19 protein-coding genes and 1 tRNA gene are annotated in these 24,164 nt (G+C 62.0%); 13 read left to right on the top strand and 7 right to left on the bottom strand.

From position 1 onward, the window contains the following. The 3 genes from MRUB_RS06590 to MRUB_RS06600 form a co-directional block, all read right to left on the bottom strand. Positions 1-255: a DUF4212 domain-containing protein gene (locus MRUB_RS06590; protein WP_013013580.1), complete on the bottom strand. Its 255-nt coding sequence runs from the start codon at positions 253-255 to the stop codon at positions 1-3. 400 nt (positions 256-655) lie between these two features. Next, the gene (acs, locus tag MRUB_RS06595; protein ID WP_013013581.1) at positions 656-2,539 is read right to left on the bottom strand and encodes an acetate--CoA ligase; all 1,884 of its coding nucleotides are present in this window, start codon (positions 2,537-2,539) and stop codon (positions 656-658) included. Positions 2,540-2,693: 154 nt separating this feature from the next. Further along, positions 2,694-5,336, bottom strand: a complete 2,643-nt coding sequence (locus MRUB_RS06600) for an AMP-binding protein (protein WP_013013582.1) — start codon at positions 5,334-5,336, stop codon at positions 2,694-2,696. A gap of 224 nt (positions 5,337-5,560) precedes the next feature. Between MRUB_RS06600 and acs (MRUB_RS06605) the strand changes: the two genes are divergently transcribed. Beyond that, entirely contained in the window at positions 5,561-7,507 is a 1,947-nt protein-coding gene (acs, locus tag MRUB_RS06605; protein WP_013013583.1) for an acetate--CoA ligase, read from the top strand. A gap of 193 nt (positions 7,508-7,700) precedes the next feature. Here acs (MRUB_RS06605) and prfB read toward each other — a convergent pair. Continuing rightward, positions 7,701-8,799, bottom strand: a protein-coding gene (gene prfB / locus MRUB_RS06610) for a peptide chain release factor 2 (protein ID WP_013013584.1) whose coding sequence is annotated in 2 segments (ribosomal slippage) — positions 7,701-8,747 and positions 8,749-8,799 — 1,098 coding nt in all. Because the reading frame shifts where the segments join, the coding sequence is not laid out codon by codon here. Between the two features lie 67 nt (positions 8,800-8,866). Beyond that, positions 8,867-10,150, bottom strand: coding sequence for a UDP-N-acetylglucosamine 1-carboxyvinyltransferase (murA, locus tag MRUB_RS06615; protein ID WP_013013585.1), 1,284 nt, complete (start codon positions 10,148-10,150; stop codon positions 8,867-8,869). Between the two features lie 183 nt (positions 10,151-10,333). On the opposite strand from murA, the gene MRUB_RS06620 reads away from it, so the two are divergent. Then, positions 10,334-10,555, top strand: coding sequence for a hypothetical protein (locus MRUB_RS06620; protein ID WP_013013586.1), 222 nt, complete (start codon positions 10,334-10,336; stop codon positions 10,553-10,555). Between the two features lie 14 nt (positions 10,556-10,569). On the opposite strand, the gene rsmF is transcribed toward MRUB_RS06620, so the two are convergent. Beyond that, a complete protein-coding gene (gene rsmF, locus MRUB_RS06625) occupies positions 10,570-11,943 on the bottom strand; it encodes a 16S rRNA (cytosine(1407)-C(5))-methyltransferase RsmF (RefSeq protein WP_013013587.1) in 1,374 nt (457 codons plus the stop codon). A gap of 20 nt (positions 11,944-11,963) precedes the next feature. On the opposite strand from rsmF, the gene acpS reads away from it, so the two are divergent. Further along, a complete protein-coding gene (gene acpS / locus MRUB_RS06630) occupies positions 11,964-12,329 on the top strand; it encodes a holo-ACP synthase (protein ID WP_013013588.1) in 366 nt (121 codons plus the stop codon). A gap of 77 nt (positions 12,330-12,406) precedes the next feature. Here acpS and MRUB_RS06635 read toward each other — a convergent pair. Further along, a tRNA-Leu gene (locus tag MRUB_RS06635) sits at positions 12,407-12,492 on the bottom strand. Positions 12,493-12,944: 452 nt separating this feature from the next. Between MRUB_RS06635 and MRUB_RS06640 the strand changes: the two genes are divergently transcribed. The 10 genes from MRUB_RS06640 to MRUB_RS06685 all read left to right on the top strand — a co-directional run bounded on the left by MRUB_RS06640 (position 12,945) and on the right by MRUB_RS06685 (position 24,163). Next, positions 12,945-14,573, top strand: coding sequence for a glycosyl transferase family protein (locus MRUB_RS06640; RefSeq protein WP_013013590.1), 1,629 nt, complete (start codon positions 12,945-12,947; stop codon positions 14,571-14,573). 282 nt (positions 14,574-14,855) lie between these two features. Continuing rightward, on the top strand, positions 14,856-16,427 hold the full coding sequence (locus MRUB_RS06645; RefSeq protein WP_015586556.1) for a polysaccharide deacetylase family protein: 1,572 nt from the start codon (positions 14,856-14,858) through the stop codon (positions 16,425-16,427). 16 nt (positions 16,428-16,443) lie between these two features. After that, positions 16,444-17,490, top strand: coding sequence for a glycoside hydrolase family 26 protein (locus MRUB_RS06650; protein ID WP_013013592.1), 1,047 nt, complete (start codon positions 16,444-16,446; stop codon positions 17,488-17,490). A 127-nt stretch (positions 17,491-17,617) separates the two neighbouring features. Next, positions 17,618-18,490, top strand: coding sequence for an NAD(P)-dependent oxidoreductase (locus tag MRUB_RS06655; protein WP_015586558.1), 873 nt, complete (start codon positions 17,618-17,620; stop codon positions 18,488-18,490). A 127-nt stretch (positions 18,491-18,617) separates the two neighbouring features. Then, entirely contained in the window at positions 18,618-19,103 is a 486-nt protein-coding gene (locus MRUB_RS06660; protein ID WP_013013594.1) for a hypothetical protein, read from the top strand. Positions 19,104-19,148: 45 nt separating this feature from the next. Next, on the top strand, positions 19,149-20,201 hold the full coding sequence (locus MRUB_RS06665) for an AAA family ATPase (RefSeq protein WP_013013595.1): 1,053 nt from the start codon (positions 19,149-19,151) through the stop codon (positions 20,199-20,201). A gap of 12 nt (positions 20,202-20,213) precedes the next feature. After that, positions 20,214-21,236, top strand: coding sequence for a DUF58 domain-containing protein (locus MRUB_RS06670; protein WP_013013596.1), 1,023 nt, complete (start codon positions 20,214-20,216; stop codon positions 21,234-21,236). Beyond that, positions 21,233-22,297: a VWA domain-containing protein gene (locus MRUB_RS06675; protein WP_013013597.1), complete on the top strand. Its 1,065-nt coding sequence runs from the start codon at positions 21,233-21,235 to the stop codon at positions 22,295-22,297. Before MRUB_RS06670 ends, MRUB_RS06675 begins: the two co-directional genes overlap by 4 nt. A gap of 12 nt (positions 22,298-22,309) precedes the next feature. Further along, a complete protein-coding gene (locus MRUB_RS06680; RefSeq protein ID WP_013013598.1) occupies positions 22,310-23,206 on the top strand; it encodes a vWA domain-containing protein in 897 nt (298 codons plus the stop codon). Beyond that, positions 23,207-24,163 (top strand): vWA domain-containing protein, encoded by a 957-nt coding sequence (locus MRUB_RS06685; protein ID WP_013013599.1) that lies wholly within the window; start codon positions 23,207-23,209, stop codon positions 24,161-24,163. Position 24,164 lies beyond the last annotated feature (1 nt).

The following is a 24,164-nucleotide window of genomic DNA, read 5'->3' on the forward strand; positions in this document are numbered from 1 at the left end:
CTATTCGTGCACGTCGAACTGCTGGTCAATCTTGTTCATCTGCGAGGCGTAGATGAAGATCAAGATGACGAAGATGATGATGGCACCCTGGTGGGCAAACCAAAAGCCCAGGGGAACCGACCCGAGCTTGATGTTGTTGAGCACATTAACCAACACAATCCCAAACCCATAGGAGACCACTGCCCAGACGATGAGCAGGTTACGGATTAGGGTGATGTTGGCCTTCCAGTACGCATCGGCCTTTGCTTTATCCATGCCTACCTCCATGTAGCACAAGTCCAGCCACCATTGCTACGGGGGTGGTCGCTTTTGCGCGTTTCAGACTTGCGCCATGAATCTAATGCTCTTTTGTTGACTCGGTCAAGTTATTGCCAGTTTTTGTATATCTGCGAAAAGCGATGCAATTATTTGTTTTATGAGAATAGAGCGCATCGGCTCGGTGCCTATCTGGACGGTGCTGCAAGGGGCCAACACGCTGGTGAGCAGGCGAAACTTAAGCATCTGAAGCAAAGCAATGCTTATGAAAAACCAAGGCCTGCTTATCGCCGGGCCTGTGACCAATTGAGGAGGCGCTCCCTTTTGGGGGGCGGCATATATACCAACACATGATAGAGACAGCCTGTAGGGGTTTGAGGGCTGGTTTTTGAGACGGTGGCTACTCCTCGAGCGTGCTCAAATCGCCGGGATCCCGCCCCATCTCCTGGGCCTTGAGCAGGCGGCGCAGAATTTTCCCGCTGCGGGTCTTGGGGAGCTTGTCCAGGAAAACCAGTTCACCGGGGGTGGCGATGGGGCCCAGCTCGAGCCGCACATGCTGCACGATTTCGTCTCGCAGGGCCTCGGTTTTTTCGTGTCCTACCCGTAAAACCACAAAAGCCTTGATGTTTTCACCTTTGACAGGGTCGGGTACCCCAATTACCGCGGCCTCAGCCACCGCTGGGTGTGAGACCAGGGCGCTCTCTACGTCGGCGGTGCCGATGCGGTGCCCGGCCACGTTTAGCACATCGTCGGCCCGACCCAGCACCGCAAAGTAGCCCTCTGGGGTTTTGCTGGCCACGTCGCCGGCGGCATACACGTGGCCGGGGATTTCCGTCCAGTACTGGGCGTAGCGGGCGTGGTTGCCCCAGACCGTGCGCATCATGTGGGGGAAGGGGCGCTTGAGCGCGAGCAAGCCGCCGGTTCCGGGGGCTACCTCGTGGCCCTCGGCATCCACCACCGTGGCCTCCACGCCGGGCAGGGGCACCCCTACAAAGCCGGGCCGGCCCTCCAGGGTGAGCGGGGTGCCCAGGGTGGGGCCGCCCAGTTCGGTCTGCCACCAGTTATCGGCCACAAAGCCGCGCTGGCCGCCCTCCATCAGGTGCTCAACCGCCCATTGCCAGGCCTCGGGGTTGAGGGGCTCGCCGGCCACCCCGATGAACCGCAGCGAGGAGAGGTCGTGCCGGGCGGGCCATTCGGGGCCAAACTTCATGAACATGCGAACCGCCGTGGGAGCGGTGAACATCACGTTGACCCGGTAGCGCTCGACGGCCTGCCAGATGGCGGCGGGGTTGGGGTGGTCGGGCGCGCCTTCCCGCAGCACGCTGGTGACGCCCTCGAGCAAAGGCGCGTACACGATGTAGCTGTGCCCCACAATCCAGCCGATGTCCGAGGTGGCCCAGTAGACATCGCTATCCTTCACATCGAAAAAGGTGCGCAGGTGGTAGGCGGTGCCCACCATGTAGCCCCCGTGCACGTGCACCACGCCCTTGGGTTTGCCGGTGGAGCCCGAGGTATAGAGGATAAACAGAGGGTGCTCGCTATCCAGCGGAACCGCTTCGGCCTCGGGTTTGTGCGACCAGAGCAGGTTGTTGAAGTCGTGAAAGCGAGGCCCCTCGGGCACGGCTTTGTTGCGGCAGAACCAGATGGTGTGAAGGTCTAGGTCTTCGATGGCCTGGAGCACGATGGACTCGAGGTCTACCGGCTTGCCCCGGCGGTAGCTCACGTCCCCGGCGATTACCAGCCTGGCCCCGGCGTCCATGATGCGCTCGCGCAAGGCTGAAACCCCCAGCCCGGCATAGACCACCGAGTGAATGGCGCCAATGCGGGCACAGGCCAGCATGGCAATAACGCCTTCCAGGGTGAGGGGCATGTAGATGATGACCCGATCGCCTTTTTCCACCCCCAACGCTCTGAGCCCGCTTGCAAAGCGTGAGACCCGATCCAACAGCTCGCCATAGGTCAGCTTTTGCTCGCTGCCGTCCTCGCTTAAGTACAGGAGCGCGACCTGGTTGCGCTTGGCGCCCTGGGCATGGCGATCCAGGGCGTTGTAGGTGATGTTGGTCTGGCCGCCCACAAACCAGCGGTGGTCGGGGAAGTTCCACTCTAGCACCTGCCCAAAGGGCCGGAACCAGTGAAACCGCCGGGCCTGTTCACCCCAGAACGCCTCAGGGTCTTGCAGGCTGCGGGTGTACTCGGCCCAGAAGTCGGACAGGTTGGCCTGGTTTCGCTGGGCCTCGGGGGCCTGGTAGCTGACCTTGGGTTTTAGCAGTTGCTCGAGTTCCATAAGGGGCCTCCGGTTGTTGCGGCGCTGCTGCTTAACCGAGCGCTTCTCAAAACCTTGCCGCTGGGGCTTGTGGCAAAAATAGAGGAAACCGCTGTGGCAAGAACCCTGACCGGAGGGGGCTTGAAACACCTGGCCCAACGAGCTTGCTGCATACTCACGGCTCCAGGGTGGACAGGTCGCCCGGATCGTTGCCGAGCTCCTGGGCTTTGAGCAGGCGGCGCAGGATTTTGCCGCTTTTGGTGCGGGGTAGCTGGTCGAGGATTTCGACCTCGGTGGGCAGGTGGATATTGCCCAGTTGGCGGCGCAGGTGGGCTTGCAGTTTGTCGGCCAGGATGGCGCGCACCTCGAGGCTGGCCTCGCGGGTTTTGAGCACCACGTATACCTTAATGACCTCACCGACCTCGGGGTTGGGAATCCCCACCGCGGCCACTTCGGCCACCGAAGGGTGCGAGAGCATGGCCCCCTCGATCTCAGCCGTACCGATACGCATCTCCCCGGCCTTGATGACGTCGTCGGAGCGGCCCAGCAGGGCGATATAGCCCTCTTTATCCCGCACGGCGATATCGCCGGTGCTGTAGCAGCCGGGAATGCGGCTCCACTGCTCGAGGTAGCGCTCATCGTTGTTCCAGAAGGTGCGCATGAAATGGGGGAAGGGCTGGCTGATGACCAGGTGGCCTTTCTGGCCGGGGGGTAGCTCACGCCCCAAGGAGTCCACCACGCGCACCTCCACCCCTGGCAGGGGCAGGCCGACCTTGCCGGGTTTGGCCGGCATGCACACGGGGGTGGAGAGGCACGGGCCCCCGGTCTCGGTCTGCCACCAGTGATCCACCACGTGGGCCAGGTGTTTGGCGGCCCAGTGCCAGATCTCGGGGGCCAGATACTCCCCCACGCTGGCCACCAGCCGGAGGTCGGAAAGCTGGGCCTTCTGGGCGAATTCGTCGCCGTGCTTGCGCAGGGTGCGTAGCCAGGTGGGGCTGATGATCAGTACGTTGACCCCGCAGTCCTCCAGGGTCTCATAGAAGCTGCTGGCATCGGGGTAGTCGAGCCGCTCGGCCCGCAGTACGGTGGTGAGTCCTTCCAGCAAGGGTGCATACAGCCCGTAGCTGTGCCCCACAATCCAGGAGAGGTCGGCGGTGGCCCAGGAGATCTCGCCGTCCTTCAGGTCGAAGAGGGTGCGCAGGTGGTAGGTGATGCCCACCATATAGCCCCCGTGCACGTGCACCACGCCCTTGGGCTTGCCGGTGGAACCCGAGGTGTACAGGATGAACAAGGGGTGTTCGCTGTCGACCGGCAGGGCGGGGGTGGTGGGCCGGTGGGCCTCGATTAAATCCCAGAATTCCAGCGGCCTGACCGCGCCGCCCCGGCTGAACCACAGCACCGGTATATCCAGGCCCTGGATGGCCTCCTCGAGCACATGGCTGAAGTGCAGGGTGCGCCCGCCCTGGTACATGCGGTCGGCCGCCACCAGCAGCCGGGCCTGGGTATCCTCCAGGCGTTCGCGCAGGGCCTGGCTGCCCAGGCCGGCAGGAATGGCCACGTGCACCGCCCCGATGCGGGCGCAGGCCAGAAAGGTCAGGGCCATCTCCAGCCCGGTGGGCATATACACCGCCACCCGGTCGCCGGGCTTGATGCCCAGCGACAGCAGCCCACCGGCCAGCCGGGCGGCCAGGTCGCGCAGCTCGCGGTAGGTTAGCTTGTGCACTGTGCCGTCCCCGGCCAGGGCCATCAGGGCCAGTTGATTGCGGCGTGGCCCGTCGGCGTGCCGATCCAGGGCGTTGTAGGTGATGTTGGTGGTGGCCCCCACAAACCAGCGATGGTAGGGGCCGTCCACTTCGCGAACCCGCTTCCAGGGGTTGAACCAGTGGAAGCGCTCAGCCCATTCACCCCAAAAAGCCTCGGGCTGCTCGAGGCTGCGCCGATACTCGGCAGGGTAGTCCTTGAGGTTGGCTTTTTCCACCAGGGGCCTGGGGGCCCAGACGGGGGTTTCTTCGCTGGATGCGCCCAGGTAAACGGGCTCGCTGGAGGGTAAGGGCTTGCTATCGCTGGGTGGGGTGTGTTCGACCTGGACGCGGCTGGAAGCAGCCCTGGCTACCTCCTGCACAGCTTGCACCAGCCGGGTGAAGGCATAAGGAAAGCGCCTCGAGGGCACCACCACCCCAAAGGCTCCTATCACCGTACCGTCCGGGCTGAAAATGGGGGCGGCCACCCCGGAGATGCCGTCGGCGTGCTCCTCGAGCTCCACGGCAAACCCCATCTGGCGCACCTTGGCCAGCTCTTCCTCCAGGGTCAGGGGGTCGGTGATGGTGAGCCGGGTATAAGCCTTCAGATCTTGCAGGTGGGGGGCCTGGGCCTGGCTGTCCATATAGGCCAGCACGGCTTTGCCTAAAGCCAGGGCATGAAAGCCTTCAGACACCTGATCCACGAGGCCGGCCAGCTTGGGCAGGCCCTGCCGCCCGCGGGTGGACAGGCGCAGCTTGCCGTCGCGATCCAGCAGGGCCAGGTAGGTGCGCTCACGGGTGCGCAGGTAAAGCTCTTCCAGCGCATCCGATAGCTTCTCAGGCTCGGCCAGGCGGTTGGGTGAGGGCGCCAGGGCGTTTTTGGATAGCCGGTAGGTGCTACCGTCCCGTTCGGCAAACCCTTCCGAGACCAGGCTGGCCAGCAGGGCGTAGGCGGTGGAAAGGCTTTTGCCTAAAAAAGCGGCCAGACGGGCAGCCTCCACCCCCTCGGGGTGTTCGGCCAGGTAGGCCAGCACCCTTAGCGCCGCTTGAACGGTGGTGAGTTTGCGACTCTGTGCCATAGGTCTTCGGGTTGCTGCACCGTATGATCAAAGGAAGACCAGCGCAGGCTCATCTGGGTTCTGCGGCTATGATGGCCTGGATTGCTCTGGGCTGTCAAGTAAAGCCGGGTTTCGCATATTTGCCGAAGCCCAGTCTTTCTTGACGCCGACCCCTGCCCCGCCTATGCTCACCAACAAACGACCCCTTGATTCGGTAGCCTAACCGAACCCAGAAGAGGTAATTTATGGAAAAAATCGAAGCGGTTCTAAAGGAGGAGCGGGTTTTTCAACCCTCGGAGGATTTTCGGCAGGCGGCCCGTATTCGTCGGCTCGAGGACTACGAGGCCCTTTACCGCGAGAGCCTCCAAGAGCCCGAAAAGTTCTGGAGCCGGGTAGCCTCGGAGCTACACTGGTTCAAGCCCTGGGATAAGGTGCTCGAGTGGAACCCCCCCAACGCCAAGTGGTTCATCGGGGGGCAGCTCAACCTTTCCTACAACTGCCTGGATCGCCACCTCGCAACCCGTGGCAACAAGGCTGCCATCATCTTTGAGGGGGAGCCGGGCGACTCGCGCATCCTCACCTACCAGCAATTGCACCGCGAGGTGAGCAAGTTTGCCAACGTGCTTAAAGGGCTGGGGGTGCGGAAGGGCGACCGTGTGACCATCTACCTGCCCATGATCCCCGAGGCTGCCATCGCCATGCTGGCCTGTGTGCGCATTGGGGCGGTGCACTCGGTGGTGTTTGGGGGCTTCTCGGCCTCGGCCCTGGCCGACCGGATTAATGACGCGCAGGCCAAGGTGCTCATCACCGCCGACGGTGGCTGGCGGCGGGGGAACGTGGTACCGCTCAAGGTCAACAGCGACGAGGCTTTAGCCGATGCCAAATCCGTTGAGCAGGTGGTGGTGGTGCGGCGCACCGGCCACGAGGTTCCTATGGAGCGGGGCCGCGACCACTGGTACCACGAGCTGATGGCCTCGGCCTCACCCGACTGCCCCCCCGAGCCCATGGACGCCGAAGACCCTCTTTTCATCCTGTATACCTCGGGTTCCACCGGCAAGCCCAAAGGGGTTTTGCACACCACCGGGGGCTACTCGGTGTATACCTACCTGACCGCCCAGTACATCTTCGACCTCAAGGAGTCCGATACCTACTTCTGCACGGCGGATGTGGGCTGGATTACCGGTCACAGCTATGTGGTGTATGGGCTGCTGCAAAACGGGGCCACCACCCTGATGTACGAAGGCGCGCCCAACACACCGGACGAGGGCCGCATCTGGAGCATCATTGAAAAATACAGTGTGAGCATCCTGTACACCGCGCCCACGGCCATTCGCGCCTTTATGAAGTGGGGCGAGCAGTGGCCCCTCAAGTACAACCTCTCGAGCCTCCGCCTGCTGGGCTCGGTAGGGGAGCCCATCAACCCCGAGGCCTGGTTCTGGTACTACAAGGTGATCGGCAAGGAGCGCTGCCCCATCGTGGATACCTGGTGGCAGACCGAGACCGGCGGGATCATGATCACCACCCTGCCGGGTGTGCACCCCATGAAGCCCGGTCATGCCGGCAAGCCCTTCTTTGGGGTACAGCCCGAAATTGTAGACACCTCGGGCCAGCCGGTGAACAACCCCGACGAGGGCGGCCACCTGATCATCCAGAAACCCTGGCCCTCCATGCTGCGCACGGTCTGGGGCGACCCGGAGCGCTTCGAGCGGCAGTATTTTTCCCAGTACCCCGGCAACTACTTCACCGGCGACGGGGCCCGGCGCGACGAAGACGGCTATTACCTGATTCTGGGCCGGGTGGACGACGTGCTCAACGTTTCGGGTCACCGCCTGGGCACCATGGAGGTCGAAAGCGCCCTGGTCTCGCACCCGGCGGTGGCTGAGGCGGCGGTGGTGGGGCGGCCCGACCCCATCAAAGGTGAGGGCATTGTGGCCTTTGTAACCCTCAAGACCGGTTTCAGCCCCAGCGCTGAGCTGGCCCAGGAACTCAAGGCCCATGTGGTCAAGGCCATTGGGGCCATTGCCCGCCCCGACGAGATTCGCCTGACCGATGCCCTGCCCAAAACCCGCTCCGGCAAGATTATGCGCCGCCTGCTGCGGCAGGTGGCCTCGGGTGAGGAGATCAAGGGGGATACCAGCACCCTCGAGGATCGGGGGGTGGTGGAGCGGTTGAAATCCACCCCCGCGCAGTAGCTTTTATAAGGGAGCAGGGGTGTATTCCGGCCGTATTGCTTAGGCTTTCAAAGGTGAACGATGCGGCCGGAATGCGCACTGCACAGCAAGCCACCCTTGGCATCGGAAAAAGCCAGGGAGTGCTGTGCACCGGACTCCAAAAGGTCATCCCCTGGAGTCCGGTGATGTTCTGTTGGGATTTGCGCGGGTGGCCCTACTCCTCGTCGGCGCTGGCGACCGCCTCCCGCCGCCCGGCTTTCCACTCCAGCCCGGCCCAGATGAGGCTCTCGAGGTCGCCGTCCAGCACGTTCTCGGGGTCGTGGCGCATCTCGCCGGTGCGGTGGTCTTTGATGTACTGCTTGTCCAGCACGTAGCTCCGGATCTGGCTGCCCCACTCGATAGGCCGTGACTCACCTTTGAGCCGGGCCAGCTCCTCCTGCTTTTTCTTCCACTCGATCTCGAACAGCTTCGAGCGCAGGATGTTCAGGGCCATCTCTTTGTTCTTCTGCTGGCTGCGGGTGACCTGGCACTTCACGAAAATGCCGGTGGGCAGGTGCACCACCCGCACCGCGGAGTCGGTGGTGTTGACCCCCTGGCCGCCCTTGCCCTGCGAGCGCATCACGTCAATGCGCAGGTCTTCGGGGGCAATTTGGATGTCCACCGATTCGTCTACCTCGGGCATCACCTCCACCGCGGCGAAGCTGGTCTGGCGCTTGCCCTGGGCGTTGAAGGGGGAGGGCCGTACCAGGCGGTGCACCCCGGCCTCGGCCGAGAGCAGGCCGTAGGCGTTCTCACCCCGCACGATAAACTGGGCCTGGTCAATTCCGGCCTCGGCGCCGGGTTCTAAGTCCACAAGCTCTAGGCTGAAGCCCTTGCGCTCGGCAAAGCGGGTGTACATGCGGTAGAGCATCTGGGCCCAGTCGCAGGCCTCGGTGCCGCCCGCGCCGGGCTTGATGGTCACAATGGCTGCGTTTTCAGCGTAGGGAAAGCCGAGCAGGGTTTGGTGGTAAAGCTCCTCCAACTCGCGCCCAGCCCGCTCGAGTTCGGGTTGCATCTGCTCCCGCTCCTCGGGCGAAAGCTCCGGCCAGAGTTCCAACAGCCCTTGCAGGTCGGACTCCAGGCGGCGGTAGCCCTCCACCGCTTTGCGCAGCCGGGCTGCTTCCTGCGAGATTTTGCGGGCGTGGGCCGGGTCGTTCCAGAGGCTGGGGTCGTTGATTTGACGGTCTAGTTCCTTCAGGCGGGCTTCTTTACCCGCGATGTCAAAGATACCCCCGAAGGGCCTCGAGCCGGTGTTCTAGGGTCTCTAAATCCATAGCACTTGAGTGTAGGCTTTCTGGGGCCAAACGTCAAACGTGGTTTGACCCGAAGCAACGGCCCCCATCAATCAGCAGCCAGGGCCAGGTCGGGCATTTGCAGGCCGACCTGGGCCCCCAGGCTGCGCAGCCGGTTTTCGATGTCGTCGTAGCCGCGCTCGATGTACTGCATTCCGGTGATATGGCTTTCGCCTTCGGCAGCCAGGGCCGCGATAATCAGACCTCCTCCAGCCCGAATATCGCGGGCCTCAACGGCAGCCCCGGTGAGCTGGCGGCCCTGAATCACCAGGGTGCGGTCTTTTAAGGTGACATCGGCCCCCATGCGGGCCAGCTCGCTGGCGTGGGTGAAGCGGTCGGGGTAGACCCGATCCGAGACCAGCGAGGTGCCGTGCACGGTGGCCAGGTAAGCCGTGGCCGGGGGTTGCAGGTCGGTGACGAAGCCGGGGTATTCACGGGCCTCGAGGTTGAAAGGTTGGGGGTTGGGGGTGGCTTCCAGTCGAATCCAGTCCTGGCCGGTGGTGATGTGGTGGCCCGACTGCGCGAGCTTATCCAGCACCGCGTCCATGTGGAACGGTTCCACGTTGGTCAGGGTGATGGAGCCCCTGGTAGCGGCGGCGGCGAACAGATAGGTGCCGGCCTCAATGCGGTCGGGGATGACGGTGTAGCGCCCCCCCCGCAGACTGGGCTTACCCTTGATGTGCAGGATGCTGCTCCCGATGCCCTTGATCTCGGCCCCCATCATGGTCAGGAAGTTGCACAGATCGACGATCTCAGGCTCCTGCGGGGTGTTTACCAGGACAGCCTCGCCGCCCAGGGCTGCGGCCATCAGGGCCTGCTCGGTACCGCCCAGGGTGGGAAGGTCGTAGACCACCCGACCCGAGGCCGGTTTGCGCCGGCGGGCGGTGTAGGCCAGGCCCTGCTCGGTGATCTCGGTGGTGACCTCGAAGCCCAGCGCACGCAGGGCTTTGATGTGCTGATCGACCGGCCGCTCAGCGAAGTTGCAGCCACCCGGCAGGGGCACGGTACCCTCGCCGGCCCGTGCGGCCAGGGCGCCCAGGACGTTGAAGCTGGCCCGCATCTTGCCGACCAGCTCGAAAGGGGCCTGGGTAGAACGAATTTCGGGTGTGTGCAGGTGCAGGGTACGGCCCTCCCAGGCGTGGCGGGTGCCCAGGTGGCCCAGGAGCTCGAGCAAAACGTCAATATCACGCAGGCGCGGAACCTCTGTGAGGGTAACCGGCTCTGCGGTAAGAATGCTGGCGGCCATTAGCTTGAGCGCCGAGTTTTTGGCCGGAAAAATCCGCAGCTCACCACTAAGGGGAACACCGCCGCGAATAGTTAAGATTCTATTCATACAGGATCGCGTCTCCTGGGTGTGCTCGAGCGTTGTTGTGCATGTTACACATCACACTCACTATGAGCATAGTAAGCCAGAACCGTATTGTCAAGCACAAATGTAACGTGCTAAATTATAGCCAGAAACGCATGCGAGTATTCTACCGTAACCATACTCGTGCAGTGCTTAGACCAACCGGTTATGCCTAAGAAAGAGAAAAAGCGCCTCCAGGTAGTCATCAGCGACGATCAGGACGCCCTCCTGACCAAGCTGGCCTACGAGCTTTCCAGCCCGGAACAACTGGTTTCCAAGTCGGAGGTGGTGCGGCTCGCCATCGAAAAGCTCGCCGACGGGATGGAAGAAGGCCAGCAAAAAGCTGAATTAAAAGCGCTTCTGAAGCGGCTCGAGGAGCAGGAAGAGTAAACCCGCCCGGCGTATTACAGCCCGGTTCTGCTGGGCCGCAGGACGCCTGCTTTGAGCCTGCCCCAGCCCAGGCTGAAGTTTCCAACGGGTGTTTGCAGCGCCACCAGCTTCCAGCCATCGGTGCCTTCCGCTGGGATGGGCTGTCCCAGGGCAAAAGCCAGGGTTCGGGGGTCGTCGCTCGGCAGGAGGAGGGGGTGGTTAACCTCCCCAGGCGTTAGGTAGTGGGCCAGCGGCTGACCTGGCAGAAACCGCCCAGTGTCTTTGCGGTGGCCGGTTCGTGCCTGGCCCAGGTAAAGCCCAGGCGCTGGCGCGCGGAGGCCCTCGAGGTCGGGTAGCCCGGGGGGCAGCAGGTAGAGGTGCCCGGCGCGCTCGAGGAGCTCCCCCTCGAGGGCAATTTGCAGGTGTTCCTCACTCCAGGCCTGCCACAGCGCTCTGGCCTCGCGGGAAGGTGGGGGGATGCGGGCCTGAGGGGGGTGGTTCTCTGCACCATCGATCTTGCGCAGCCTGGCCAAAAAGTGCCCCTCCCCGCGCAGCCGATGGGGCCACAGCCGGGCTGTTCGGGCCAGGGCGGGGAGGCCATCGCCCCAGGCCGGAACCCCGTCGGCAAAAAGAGGGGAGATGCGGGCGTCCTCGAGCGTCCAGCCAGGGGTGCGCAAGAAATCTGCAATGACCTGCTCGTTTTCCTCTGGGGCGAAGGTGCAGGTCGAGTAGACCAGTGTGCCGCCTGGGCGCACCAGGTCGGCGGCGGCGGCCAGCAGGGTCTTTTGTATCCGGGCGGCCCGCGATGGAGCCCCAGGCCCCCAGTGTCGAACCACCTCGGGGTCTTTACGAAACATGCCCTCCCCGGAGCAAGGGGCATCCAGCACCACCCGGTCGAAGTAGGCTCCCCAGGCTTGGGCCAGCTTCTCCACCGGCGCCGAGACCACCGCCAGATTGGCGCCCCAGCGCTCCACGTTTTCCAGCAGCCCGCGCACCCGCTTGCTATCGATTTCGTTGGAGATCAAGAGCCCCCGGCCCTGCATCCGGGCCGCCAGATGGGTGGTTTTACCGCCGGGGGCGGCGGCCAGATCCAGCACCCGCTCACCGGGCTGGGGGTCGGCCAGTACCCCCACGGCCTGGGCCGAGGGCTCCTGGATGTAGTACAGCCCCGCGTAGTAGTACGGATGGGGGCCGGGCCGGGCCTCGGCCGGGTAGTAGAAGCCCTCAGGCGACCAGGGGATGGGCTCGAGGGGCCAGGGGCTGATCTGCCGAAGCTGCTCGGGGCTTAGCTTGAGCGTGTTGACCCGCAGGCCATAGCTGCGGTCGGCCTGGGTAAGGGCCCTCAAAAACTCCGGAAAGGCCTCGCCCAGCAAGTCGGACATTTTGTTCAGAAAGGCTTTGGGCAGCACAACGCTTACAATGCTAACCGATGTCCATTGTAGCGATTGGAACCGATATCGTAGAGCTTGCACGCCTGCGCAAGGTGTGGCAGCGGCACCCCCGGCGGTTTTTGGAACGCCACTTTGTGCCCAGCGAGATCCAGTACTGCCTGGCTAAGCCCGACCCGGTGCCTTCGCTGGCGGTACGGTTTGCGGCGAAGGAGGCCTTTCAGAAATGCTGGCCGGATAGCTTTGGCTGGCTCGAGGTCTGGGTGGAGATGGAAGGGCGCAGACCCCTGCTGCATTTTGCCCCAAAACTCCGAACCCGGATGGAGGCCGAACATCTAAAAGCCCACCTTTCACTTACCCACGAGAGGCACTATGCCCTGGCGATGGTGGTACTGGAAAGAACCTGAACAGTTAGGTGGAGGTAGGGGTGTTGTTTCAGACTGGCTGCAACCCGCGGTCAGACGGGGCTTCCAGCAGCAAAAAATGGTGCCGGGAATGGGACTCGAACCCACACGCCCTTGCGGGCAACGGATTTTAAGTCCGTAGCGTCTACCATTCCGCCATCCCGGCAGACCCGCTCTCTAGTTTAGCCGTTATACGCAATCTGGCAAGATAAATCGCAGCAATACAGCAATGGATACTTTTGTTGAGCCCTGAGACGATTTGTTATCCCAGGTGATACTCATGCGTTACTTATTTATGAGAACAAGCAAAGTACTACTATTGTGTAGCCTCATAAACATACTTTGTGTTGCGGGTAGTGGAGGAAAATTTATGCATATTAGCCGGGTAGTAGAGGAGAAATTTCACATGAAAAGCCGACAAAACCTGAACGAGCCGGTTCTACCCCTACTTTTTGATCAAACCGACACACCTGAACAGGTAGCGTTACTGTAAGACACAAAAAGCTGGAAGGCTTGGCGGCCAGCAGCTAAAAATCATCCATATAGCACTGCTTGGCTCAGTGATTTACCTCCCAGTAAATCTTCCCTTTTATTTGGAAACACTTGCGAGAGGTATGTATGCCTGATTTTATTGGAGCAGTATTGGTGCTGGTCTGCTTTGGATACCTTGTTGCCATCTTTGACGACCTGATTTTCGATGCGGCCTACCTGTTTCGAAGACGCCGTTTTCAGCAGGCCGGTCTTTCGAAGGAGGAACTTGAAAGCGACAACCCCAAGCGCATCGCAGTAATGGTGGCAGCCTGGCAGGAAGCTGGGGTGGTGGCCAAGATGGCGAAGGCCACGTATCGTCTAATGCGTTATCCGGAGGATCGGATCGAGTTTTTTATTGGGGTATACCCCAACGACGAGGCCACGTTGCATGAAGTACGCGAACTGTCCAAGAGCAACCCTCGAGTACATTGCGTAGTTAATCAGAAACCGGGGCCAACTAGCAAAAGCCAGAACCTTAATGAGGTTTTTGCCTTTATCCAAGACCTCGAGAACATCCGGAATCAGGCGTTTGATGTTATTGCTCTACATGACGCAGAGGACGTGATTCACCCTTATGCCTTTCGCTTCTACAGCGCCCTGCTTAGCCGCCATGACATGGTGCAATTGCCGGTGATTGCCATGTTTCCCAGGCTGCCCTGGTGGCGGTGGCTAAACCGCATTGTTTCCGGCACTTATGCCGACGAATTTGCAGAGAGCCACCTTCACCACATGCCGATACGCGAGGGGTTTGGCTTGTTTGTGCCCAGTGCTGGTACCGGCTTCGCTTTGCGACGAGAAGTGGTGAGCTTTTTGGCGGCTGAAGGCCCGGTTTTCCGAGAGGGAAACCTGACCGAGGATTACGACATGTCGTTGCGCTTGTGGCAAAAAGGCTTTCGGGTGCACTTCCACGTGCAGCGGCTCAAGCGCATAGATGATCGAGGCCGGGTTTGCAACGAGGTAGTGGGAATTAAGGAGTACTTTCCTTTTGAAATACCGGCTGCTGTAAAGCAAAAGGCGCGCTGGATTTATGGCATTACCATGCAGAGCCCCAAGGAGACTGGCCTCAAAAGACTGCGCTTAAAGGAACGACTGATACTCTGGCGTGATTGGAAGGGGAAATATACCAACCTGATCCATTTTGTGGGCTATCCACTGGCTTTGTACTCTGTACTGGCCTACTTCCTCGACTGGCCGCATGCAGATCCCCGGTTAATGCTGGTGCTCAGTGGTGGTGTTCTGCTGATCACCCTCGAGCGCCTCCTGATGCGCTTTGCTGCAATCAAATCTGTATATGGGGTAGCCGAAGCACTACAGGCCACCGTGGTGCTGCCATTGTTTCCCTTGAGGTGGTTTGTGGGAAACATCATCAATGCTCTGGCTACTCTGAGGGCCTGGCGTATGTACTTCTGGCCCGCTCGAGGGGCCCGCAAAGGTGCGACCCCAGTTTGGGATAAAACCGAGCGCAAGAGCTATGTGCCTGCTGAGGTGCTTGAGTCTGTTCGCCGTCGCTTGGGGGATGTGCTGCTCTTTTACGGTGATGTAAGCCCCCAAGAGCTGGCTTTAGCCTTGCGCACAAAGCCTTCCGGAGTGCCCTTGGGTGAAATTTTATTGCGCAACCAAACGCTTGATCCCGATCGCCTCAGGCTGCGCATTACCGAGACCCAGGAACGCCTGCAGAACGAATCCAAAGTATCAGCCATTACAGCGAATAAATGACGTATTGCGTTGGATTGGCAAAGGAGCGGTGGTATGAACCTAGCAAAATGGCTCGAGGCGGTCAAGCATTACAGCAAAACTTTGCTTCTGCTGCTCGGCCTGCTGATTTTGGCAGCTTGTGGCAGCTCTCCAAGGCCGAACGTGCAGGACATACAAGACAACCAGGGGGGTGGAGTTAATACGCAGGCAGTCACCCCGGTGCTGATTCTTTATCCTGATGGGCTGGGTACATTTGCTGAATCCGACGGAGTTTCTTTACAAGGTAAGGCCAAAATTGGGTCTGTGCAACTCAAACCAGGCCTGGCCTACGACAGTTCGACACGCCCTAAGAAAAGCGCTAAAGACAAGCGCGGCCAGACGGGGGCACAGGCGCTGGGTGACGTGCAGACCCAGGCCTTCTCCTATCCCGATGCGGCCCAGATCTATGCCATCATGCTGACCAACCTGTTGGGCCGCTACGCCGATGTGGTGGTAACCCGCAAGGCGATTTCTGCCTACACGGCTGGAGAGGCCAACCAGTACTATCGCACCTTTTACATTGGCAGCACTTACGAAGACCCAATTCCGCCCGCGTTCATCTCGGACATCATGGCCGGTGCAAAAGTTACCTGGCTCAACTACAACATCTGGCGTCTGGATAACGCCGCCATCGGGGCCAGCCTGAGCCAGCTCGGCTTGCGCTATGTGGCCTTGTACCCGGAGTATCAGCCGTCTGAGTTTTCGACTGGCTTCAACAGGATTGATTATCGGGGTTATGCTTTCAAAAAATACATCCCGGGCTTGCTGGAAGTGCCTATCGAGATGATGGAGGTGGCCCCCGAGTCTCCCAGCGTGATCGTACACGCCTGGGCCAGAAATAGCGCAGGGCGGCAGATACCTTACGCCTTGCAAAGCGGCAACTTTTGGTACATCGCCGACAATCCCTTCACCTATATTCATGAGCAGGATCGCTATCTGATTTTTGCGGATCTCATTGCGCCCATGATGGGCCGGGACACCACCTGTGCGCCCAGGGCCTTGGCCCGCATGGAAGATTTGAGCCCAAACGACCAGGGCGCTGATCTCAAGCGCATGCTGGATATCATCAACCGGGTAGGAATTCCCTTCCTGGCTACGGCCATACCCCTGTACATCGACAACAACACCACGCCGGTAACTCAAATTCGCTGGACGCAAAACAGCGGGGCCCTCGCCCAGCTTCGCCGCATACCCAGGATTCGCGGCAGAATTTTCCAGCATGGCTACACCCATCAGTTTGAAAATCTGAAGAATCCTTCTGGTATATCGGGTGATGACTGGGAATTCTGGCGGGTGGAGCTGGATGCCAGCGGCAATCGCATTACCAGCACGCCCATACCGGGGATGACCGCCAGCAGTGCGCTGCAGCGCATTCAGACCGGGCGCTCGATTTTGAGCAGCCTGAGCACTGCGCTGTCCAACTTAACCCCCGTTGGCTGGACAACCCCTCATTACGAGGCAGACCCCAGCTACTACGCTACCTTCAACCAGACGTACAACCGGGCTATGGAACGGCGCATCTACCGGGTGGGTTCGGTTATTGCAGGGCAGTTTTTCCCCTATCCAGTGCGCGATGTGAATGGCACCCTGATGCTTCCTGAAAACCTTGGCAGCGTGCAGCCCAACTACCTGCTGCCCATGGTAGAGGAAGCGGCTCGAGCCAACCGGGTGTTGCGTTGCCCCTGGGCGGGCCATTTCTTCCACGCCTACACCATTGACCCAAGTTACACCGGCCCCAATGCCTACTCGGCGGCGCAGTTTGAAAGTTTCCTGGGCTATATTCGCAATACCCTGGGCTACACGTATGTAGACCCCACGGGCGTCACCACGCAGTAGCCGGTGCTGTGGCCCTATGCAACGAATCGGTGCTTTGCTGATCTTGCTGATGCTGGGAGGGTGTTATGACTTCACCCTCCCGCCTGGGCCTGTGAACCCCAAGCCGCCGCTGGTCAGGAGAATAGGGGTGCCCCCCTCTGGTACGCTTTACCACGGTGTGTATCCGGGTCAAAAGGATCGGGAGGAGTACCAGATAACACCTTCCTCGCTGGAGGCCTATGAGCAGGCCGTCAACCGTAGGGTGGCCTGGGTCTATTTTTCCAACGACTGGTTTGCTGGTCGGGATTTTCCTACCGCTACCGCTGAGTGGATTCGGGCGAGGAATGCCGTTCCATATATCCGACTGATGTTGCGCAGTAGCAGCGAGACGTATGTTCCCGAGCCGCTGTACAGTTTGCAGGCGATTCTACGAGGCGACTTTGACCCCGATCTCAGGGCCTGGGGCCGGGCGGCCCAAAATTTTGGCACGCCCCTCTTGGTGGAATGGGGCACCGAGGTCAACGGCCAGTGGTTTTCCTGGAACGGCCGGTGGAATGGCGGGCCTACGCTGGGCCCCGAACGCTTCCGTGAGGCGTATCGCCACATTGTTCAGACCATTCGATCGGTTGGGGCCGACAATTTAACCTGGGTGTGGCACGTGGATGCCTACGATGATCCTGCCGCTGAGTGGAACCGTTTGGAGAATTACTACCCTGGCGACGATGTGGTGGACTGGATTGGTGTTTCTGTTTATGGGGCACAGGAACCGACGGAGAACAATTCCCAAACCTTTGCAGATGGTATGGATGCGGTTATGCCCCGCCTGTTACGGCTGGCGCCGACCAAGCCTGTGGTGGTGGCGGAGTTTGGGGTTACAGCCGGCAACCCGGGTGTGAATGCTGTGCAGTGGGCTGAGGCTGCCCTCACCGATCTGCTGGCCAACCGCTGGCCAGCGGTGCGTGGGTTTTCCTGGTGGAACGAGGCCTTTGATCAAACGGAGATGCGGGTGCAGGTGATTCCTGGTCTGAGGGAAGTGTTTCGTAGCAAACTGGATTCGCCAAAGGTGTTGGATCACCCTTTATGAGCAGGTGCGCCTGGGCGGCCCGGTAGAAGCTGCCCTGGGCGTTGCGCAGAGGTTGATCTGCTTTACGGGAAGCTGTCGCAGCAAACAGCGTTTCTCTGCTTGAGAACCCCTGGTTATTATCTTGACTATGAAAGCAGCTTTTATCGGACTGGGCGCTATGGGGTATCCGCTGGCTGGACATCTGGCAAAACGATACGAGACCCTGGTTTGGAATCGCACCTTTGATAAGGCCCTGGCCCACGCCAAGGCCTATGGCTCCAGGCCAGCCGATCTGAGCGAACTCGGCCAGGCCGATATTCTGTTCACCTGTCTGCCCACTTCCCTCGAGGTTGATGAGATGGCCCACAAGCTACTGCCCTACCTGCGCCCCGGCACGCTTTGGGTGGATCACACCTCGGGCGAGCCCGAGCTGGCCAGGAAGACCGCCCAGGTGCTGCAGGAGAAAGGGGTTTCCTACCTGGATGCCTGCCTGTCAGGTGGCGTGGCCGGTGCGGTTCAGGGCAGGGCCACTGTGATGGCCGGGGGTTCAGCCGAAGATTTTGCCCGTGCCAGGCCGGTCATGGAGGTCTATGCCGCAAAAATTGTGCACGTAGGGCCGCTGGGGTCGGGGCATGCGGTCAAGGCGGTGAATAATGCCTTGCTGGCGGTTAACCTGTGGGCCCTGAGTGAAGGCATGGTGGCCCTGGTCAAGCAAGGGGTGGATGCCAGGCTGGCCCTCGAGGTCATCAACGCCTCCTCGGGCCGCTCCAACGTGAGCGAGAACCTGTTTGGTCAGCGGGTGCTGAGCCGCCAGTTTACCAACACCTTTGCGCTGGGCTTGCTAGCTAAAGATCTGGGTATTTGCGCCAAGGTGCTCGAGGCCGCCGGCACCCCGGCCCCCCTGCTGCGGCAGATGCGGGAGTTTTTCGAGATTGCCAAGCGCGAGGTGGGCAGCACAGACGTGGATCACACCGCTGTGGCCCGGCTGCTCGAGCAGTGGTCGGGGGTTGAAATCAGGTAATCGCAGGGCTGTGTTCCGTTGCGATTTCGCCATGGAAAGTGGTTTATGGCCGCTGCTGATGAGAAATTGGGGGTTCAAACGTAGGGCATTCTCAGATTGAACCCAGTATTGCATCATAAAGTAAAGCATGGAAAAGCTCAGGCTGGGTGGGTTGGGTAAACCGGTTGTGGCCGCCCTGGCGCTGCTGGCTGTGTTTGCTGCGGGTTACGCGATCGGGTTGCGGTCGGCGCCCAGGGCATGGGCGGTGGGGGCCTCTGAACCGCGCTTGGGACAGCCCCGTTGGGTACAGTTTGACCAGCAGCAGCCGCTCCAACCGATGCCCGATCCCCGTGAGCTGATTCCACTTCAGCCGGGGCCGGGGCCCGGCCAGCCGCAGCCCGGGCAGGAGCCGGCTGCGGAGTGTCCCATTCTGATTTACCAGGATGGTCAGCTATACCGCTTTGACCTGCCCGGACAGCCCATGCCGGGGCCCGGAGGCCCGCAGCCAGGGCCCGGTATGCCGGGGGGCTCCCCAGAGCTGATTCCCCTCGAGCCCAACACCCCCTCCCTGCCCAGCCCTCCCCCGCAACCCACCCCCACCCCTCCCGACAGCAATCCGGATCAGAGCATCTAAAACCACCTACCGCACCTCGTGTGTTTGTTTTCTGGAGAGGTTGTTATGAACGAAGCGCCTAAAACCACCCTCGAGCCCCAGGCCGTGATGGATGCCGCCGCCAAGCTGCGCACGCTTTTGCTGGAAGTCAAGAAGGTGATTGTGGGGCAGGATCTGATGCTGGAACGCATGCTGGTGGCGCTGCTGGCGCGGGGCCACATCCTGATCGAGGGGGTGCCGGGGCTGGCTAAAACCCTGGCCATCAAGACCATGGCCGAGGCCATCGGGGCCAGCTTCAAGCGCATCCAGTTCACCCCCGACCTGGTGCCCGCCGATCTAGTAGGCACCCGCATCTACAACCCCAAGGAGGCCAGCTTCGAGGTGGAGCTGGGCCCCATCTTTGCCAACCTGATTCTGGCCGACGAGATTAACCGGGCCCCGGCCAAGATCCAGTCGGCTTTGCTCGAGGCCATGCAGGAGCGCCAGGTCACCATCGGACACGAGACCTTCAAGCTGCCCGACCCCTTTTTGGTACTGGCTACGCAGAACCCCATCGAGTCGGAGGGCACCTACTTCCTGCCCGAGGCCCAGGTAGACCGCTTCATGTTCAAGGTATGGATTGACTACCCCGCCTTCTACGAGGAGATGACGGTGGTGGAGCGGGTTTCTACCAAGTTTGAGCGGGTCAACGAGGTGCTCACCGGCGACGAGCTGCGCCACCTGCAGGCCATGGCCGACCAGGTGCACGTACACCAGGCCGTCACCGAGTACGCCGTGCGGCTGACCCGGGCCACCCGCGACCCCGGCGAGGTGGGCCTTTCGAACCTGAAGAAGTACATCAGCTTTGGGGGTAGCCCACGCGCCAGCGTCAACCTGATTCTGGGGGCCAAGGCCCTGGCCATCGTGCGGGGCCGCGAGTACGCCCTGCCCGAGGATGTGCGCGACCTGGCCCCCGAGGTGCTGCGCCACCGCATCATCCTGTCCTACGAGGCCCTGGCCGACGAGGTGAAGCTCGAGGAGGTGGTGCAGAAGATCATTGCCGCCACCCCCTTGCCCAAGGTGCACATCGGCGATCCCTACCGCGATACCCGGCCCGCCGCCGAGAACCCCTCGGCCTGAGCAGGACGAGTTATGCTGCTGCGACGACCGCGCAAGAGCCAGATCGAAGTCACCCTCGAGGCCGAACCCACGAAGGCCCCACCCCGCCCGCGCGAGCTGCCCACTGAGCTGCTGCGCAGGCTCGAGTTCCGGGTTTTGAAGCGGCTGGACGGGTTTTTGTTTGGCGACTACACCGGCTTTTTCTACGGCCCCAGCCTGGATCTGGCCGAGGTGCGGGAGTACCAGCCCGGCGACGAGGTGCGCCGCATAGACTGGAACGTGACCGCCCGCACCGGCAAAATCCACATCCGGCAGTACCGCGAAGAAAAAGAGGTCACGGTCTGGTTGATTGTCGATCTCTCGGCCTCGATGCGCTTTGGTACCCGGCGGGTGCTCAAGCTCGAGGAGGCCCTGGAGTTTGTGGGCACCGCGGCGGCCATTGCGGGGCGGCACGGCGACAAGGTGGGCGCTATAGGTTTTTCGGAAGCTGGGATGCGGATCGTACCGCCCGGTACGGGCCGGCGGCAGGCGCTGCGGATTCTACACGAGCTGTACGGACTGGTGGCCGCACACCAGGGGGCTGTTCCCGGCTCAAAACAGCGGGCAAAGCCGGTAGAACAACCCAGTCCTGCCGGTGGCTCGCTGGAACAGGCGCTCGAGCACGCGGCCAAAACCCTCAAGCGCCGGGTTCTGCTGTTTGTGGTCTCCGACTTTCTCAGTCAAAACCCCGAGCAGGAGCCCCTTTGGGCTTCTGGCCTGCGGCGGCTGGCCTATCGCCATGATGTGGTGGCGGTGCGCATCTTCGACCCTGCCGAAAAAGAGCTGCCCAACGCGGGCGAGCTACGCCTGCGCGACCTCGAGAGCGGTGAGGAGATCTGGATTGATACCAGCGACCCCAGGGTGCGCCGGGCCCATGCGGCTTTGGTGCAGGCCCGCGAAGCTATGCTCGAGCGCACCCTGCGGGCGGCCCAGGTGGATGCGCTGCACCTGTCTACCGCCCAGGAAATTGTGGAGCCGCTCCTCAAGTTCACCTTGCGCAGAAGGGGGCGAAGATGAGCTTTACCTGGCCTGCTTTCTTGTGGCTGCTGCTGCTAATTCCTGCGTTTATTGGGTTCCTGGCCTGGGTCAACCGGCGACGGGAACGCACCGCCGAGGCTTTCGCCGACGCGCATTTGTTGGGTAGCGTGGTGCGCCGGCCGCCCAAGGCCCACGTGCGCTGGCCTTTGGCGCTGCAGTTGCTGGCCCTGTGCTTGCTGCTGCTTGCCGCGGCCCGTCCGGTGGCCAGTCCCCCCTTGCCGACCAATAAGGCGGCCATTGTGCTGGCAGTGGATACCTCGCGCTCCATGCTGGCCACCGACCTCAATCCCAACCGATTGGAGGCCGCCAAGGCCACCGCCCGCAAGTTTATCGAGCTGGCCCCGCCCACCACCCAGATTGGCCTGGTCAGCTTCTCCGACTCGGCCTCGGCTTTGGTGATGCCCACCACCGACCGCCAGAAGCTGCTGGAAGCCATCGAGCGGCTCAAGCCAGCCCAGAACACCTCCATCGAGAATGCCATCATCACCGGGGTGCGGATGCTGCCGGGGCGCAACACCCTCAGACCCCCTGCCGAGCTACAACCCCCCGGTCTGAGCCAGCCTGACCCCTTGCAGGGCATCCCCGATCTGCCGCTGCCCCAGCAGGCCCAGCCCCCGGCCAACCTGCCGCCGGGCAGCCTGGTGATTCTGTCGGACGGGGCCTCCAACGTGAGCAGCAATCCCACGCTGCCCACCCGCACCACCCTCGAGGTCGCGGCCCGCTTTGCCAAAAACGCCAACGTGAGGCTGTACACCTTCCCCATGGGACAGCCTGGCGGTGCGGTGACCCAGATTGAAGGGCGGCACTACTACATCCCTTTTGAACCCAGGAACCTCGAGCAGCTCGCCCAGGCCACCGGGGGGAAAAACACCTACCCACCCACCGAGGAGGCCCTCCGGGCGATTGTTAAGGAACTGGGGGTGGTCATCCGCTGGGAGGGTACCAAGACCGAGGTTTCCTCGCTGCTCTCGGCCCTGGCCGCCGCGCTGATGATTCTGGCGGCCGGGCTGAGCCTGCGCTGGCAGCGCCGGGTGCCGTAGGGGTTTGTAGCCATGGGCTTTCTCGCACCCTGGAACCTGTGGGCCCTGCTGGGTCTGGTGGCCCTGGGTGTGCTGTACTGGCGATGGCGGCAGGGGCGCTCGAGCGGCCATGTCTGGTATCCGGGGATAGGCCCCATGGCTGGCACGAACCAGCAGAACATCTGGTTTTACCTGCCCCTGATCGGCTTTTTCCTGGCCCTGGCTGCGGCCCTTCTCGCCACCGCCCGCCCCACCCTCCGGCTGATGATGCCCGAGAACCTGGCCGGGGTGATTCTGGCGATTGAAAACGGCTGGTCTATGCGCCAGACCGATATCGCCCCCAACCGCATGGTAGCCACCCAGATGGCCGCCAAGGCCCTGGTGGATAAACTCCCCAGGCACATCAAGGTGGGGGTGGTGACCTTTTCCGGCTATGGAACCTTGCTGCTGCCGCCTACCACCGATCGCAAGGCCATTCGCCAGGCTATTGATAACCTCGACCTGGGTGGGGGCTTCTCCTTTACCTACGGACTGCTGGCCGCCCTGGAGGCCCTCCCCCAAACCCCTCCCGAGGGCTCGAGGCCCGGGGTGATTGTGCTGTTTTCGCACGGTCACGACGTTTCTGGCAACGACCCGCTCAAAATCGCCGATCAGGCCCTCGAGCGCGGCATCCAGGTACACGCCATCGGGGTGGGCACCCACGGTCACAACTTCGACGAGGAGATGCTCAAAAAAGTAGCCGACCGAACCGGGGGCCGCTACTACCCCATCTTTTCGGCCAGCGACCTGAGCAAAGCCCATGCCGACCTGGGGCGGGTGCTGGCCTGGCGCCCCCAGACCACCGAGGTTAGCGGCCTTTTGAGCTTACTGGCTGCGCTGTTGCTGGGCTTTAGCCTGGGGTTGTCGGCCTGGCGGCGACGGGTGATCTGAATGAGCTTGCTGTGGCCCTGGGCGCTGGCGCTGTTGCTGCTGGTTTCCCTGCTGGTCTGGCTGTACGGGCGTGCTTTGCGGCCGCCCTCCGAGCTGGTGGTGCTGCACCCCGACGCGGGAGCGCTGGCCCGCTCTCGGAAAGCTCTTGGCGGATGGCAGCACCTCCCGGCTGGGCTGTATCTGCTGGCCTTGCTGGCAGCGGTGCTGGCCCTGGCCCGGCCCTCCCTGCCGGTGTGGCAGGCTGATCCCAAGGCGGCGGTGGTGCTGGCGGTGGATATCAGCCTCTCGATGCAGGCCACCGATGTGCAGCCCAGCCGCTTTGAGGCGGCCCGGGCGGCCCTGCGCACCTTCATCCGTGAGCTACCGGAGGGTTTGCGGCTGGCCCTGGTCACCTTTGCGCGGGATGCCCATCTGGTGGTGCCCCTCACCACCGACCGGGGGCGCTTGCTGGAGGCAGTGGATTTTTTGCAGTTGAACCTGGGCACGGCCATCGGCGATGCCATCCTGGAGAGCATCCAGGCCCTGCCCCCCCTTTCCGAGCGCGCCGAAGACCCCGACCCCAGGCGGCTGGCGACCATCATCCTGCTTACCGATGGGCGGAGTCTGGGTGGGGTTGACCCGGTGGTGGCGGCCCAGGAGGCGGCCCGCCAGCAGATCCGGGTGCACACCATCGGCATTGGCCGTACCACCAGCGGCCCGGTGCCGGGTCTGCCCGAGGTATACGCGCAGGCCGCGCTCTTCGACGAGGAGACCCTCAAAGAGGTGGCCCGGGTGGGCGATGGGCAGTACTTTTATGTCGATTCGGCGGAAAAGCTCAAAGAGGCCTACCGCGACCTGACCCGCCCGCTGCTGTGGCGCATCCGCCAGGACGAGGTCACGGCAATTTTTGCCTTGCTCTCGGCCGCGCTGCTGCTACTCAGCCTGGGGATAGCCCAGATGCGGCGCCGGGTGGCGTAAT

The organism is Meiothermus ruber DSM 1279 (assembly GCF_000024425.1).
Classification (GTDB): domain Bacteria; phylum Deinococcota; class Deinococci; order Deinococcales; family Thermaceae; genus Meiothermus; species Meiothermus ruber.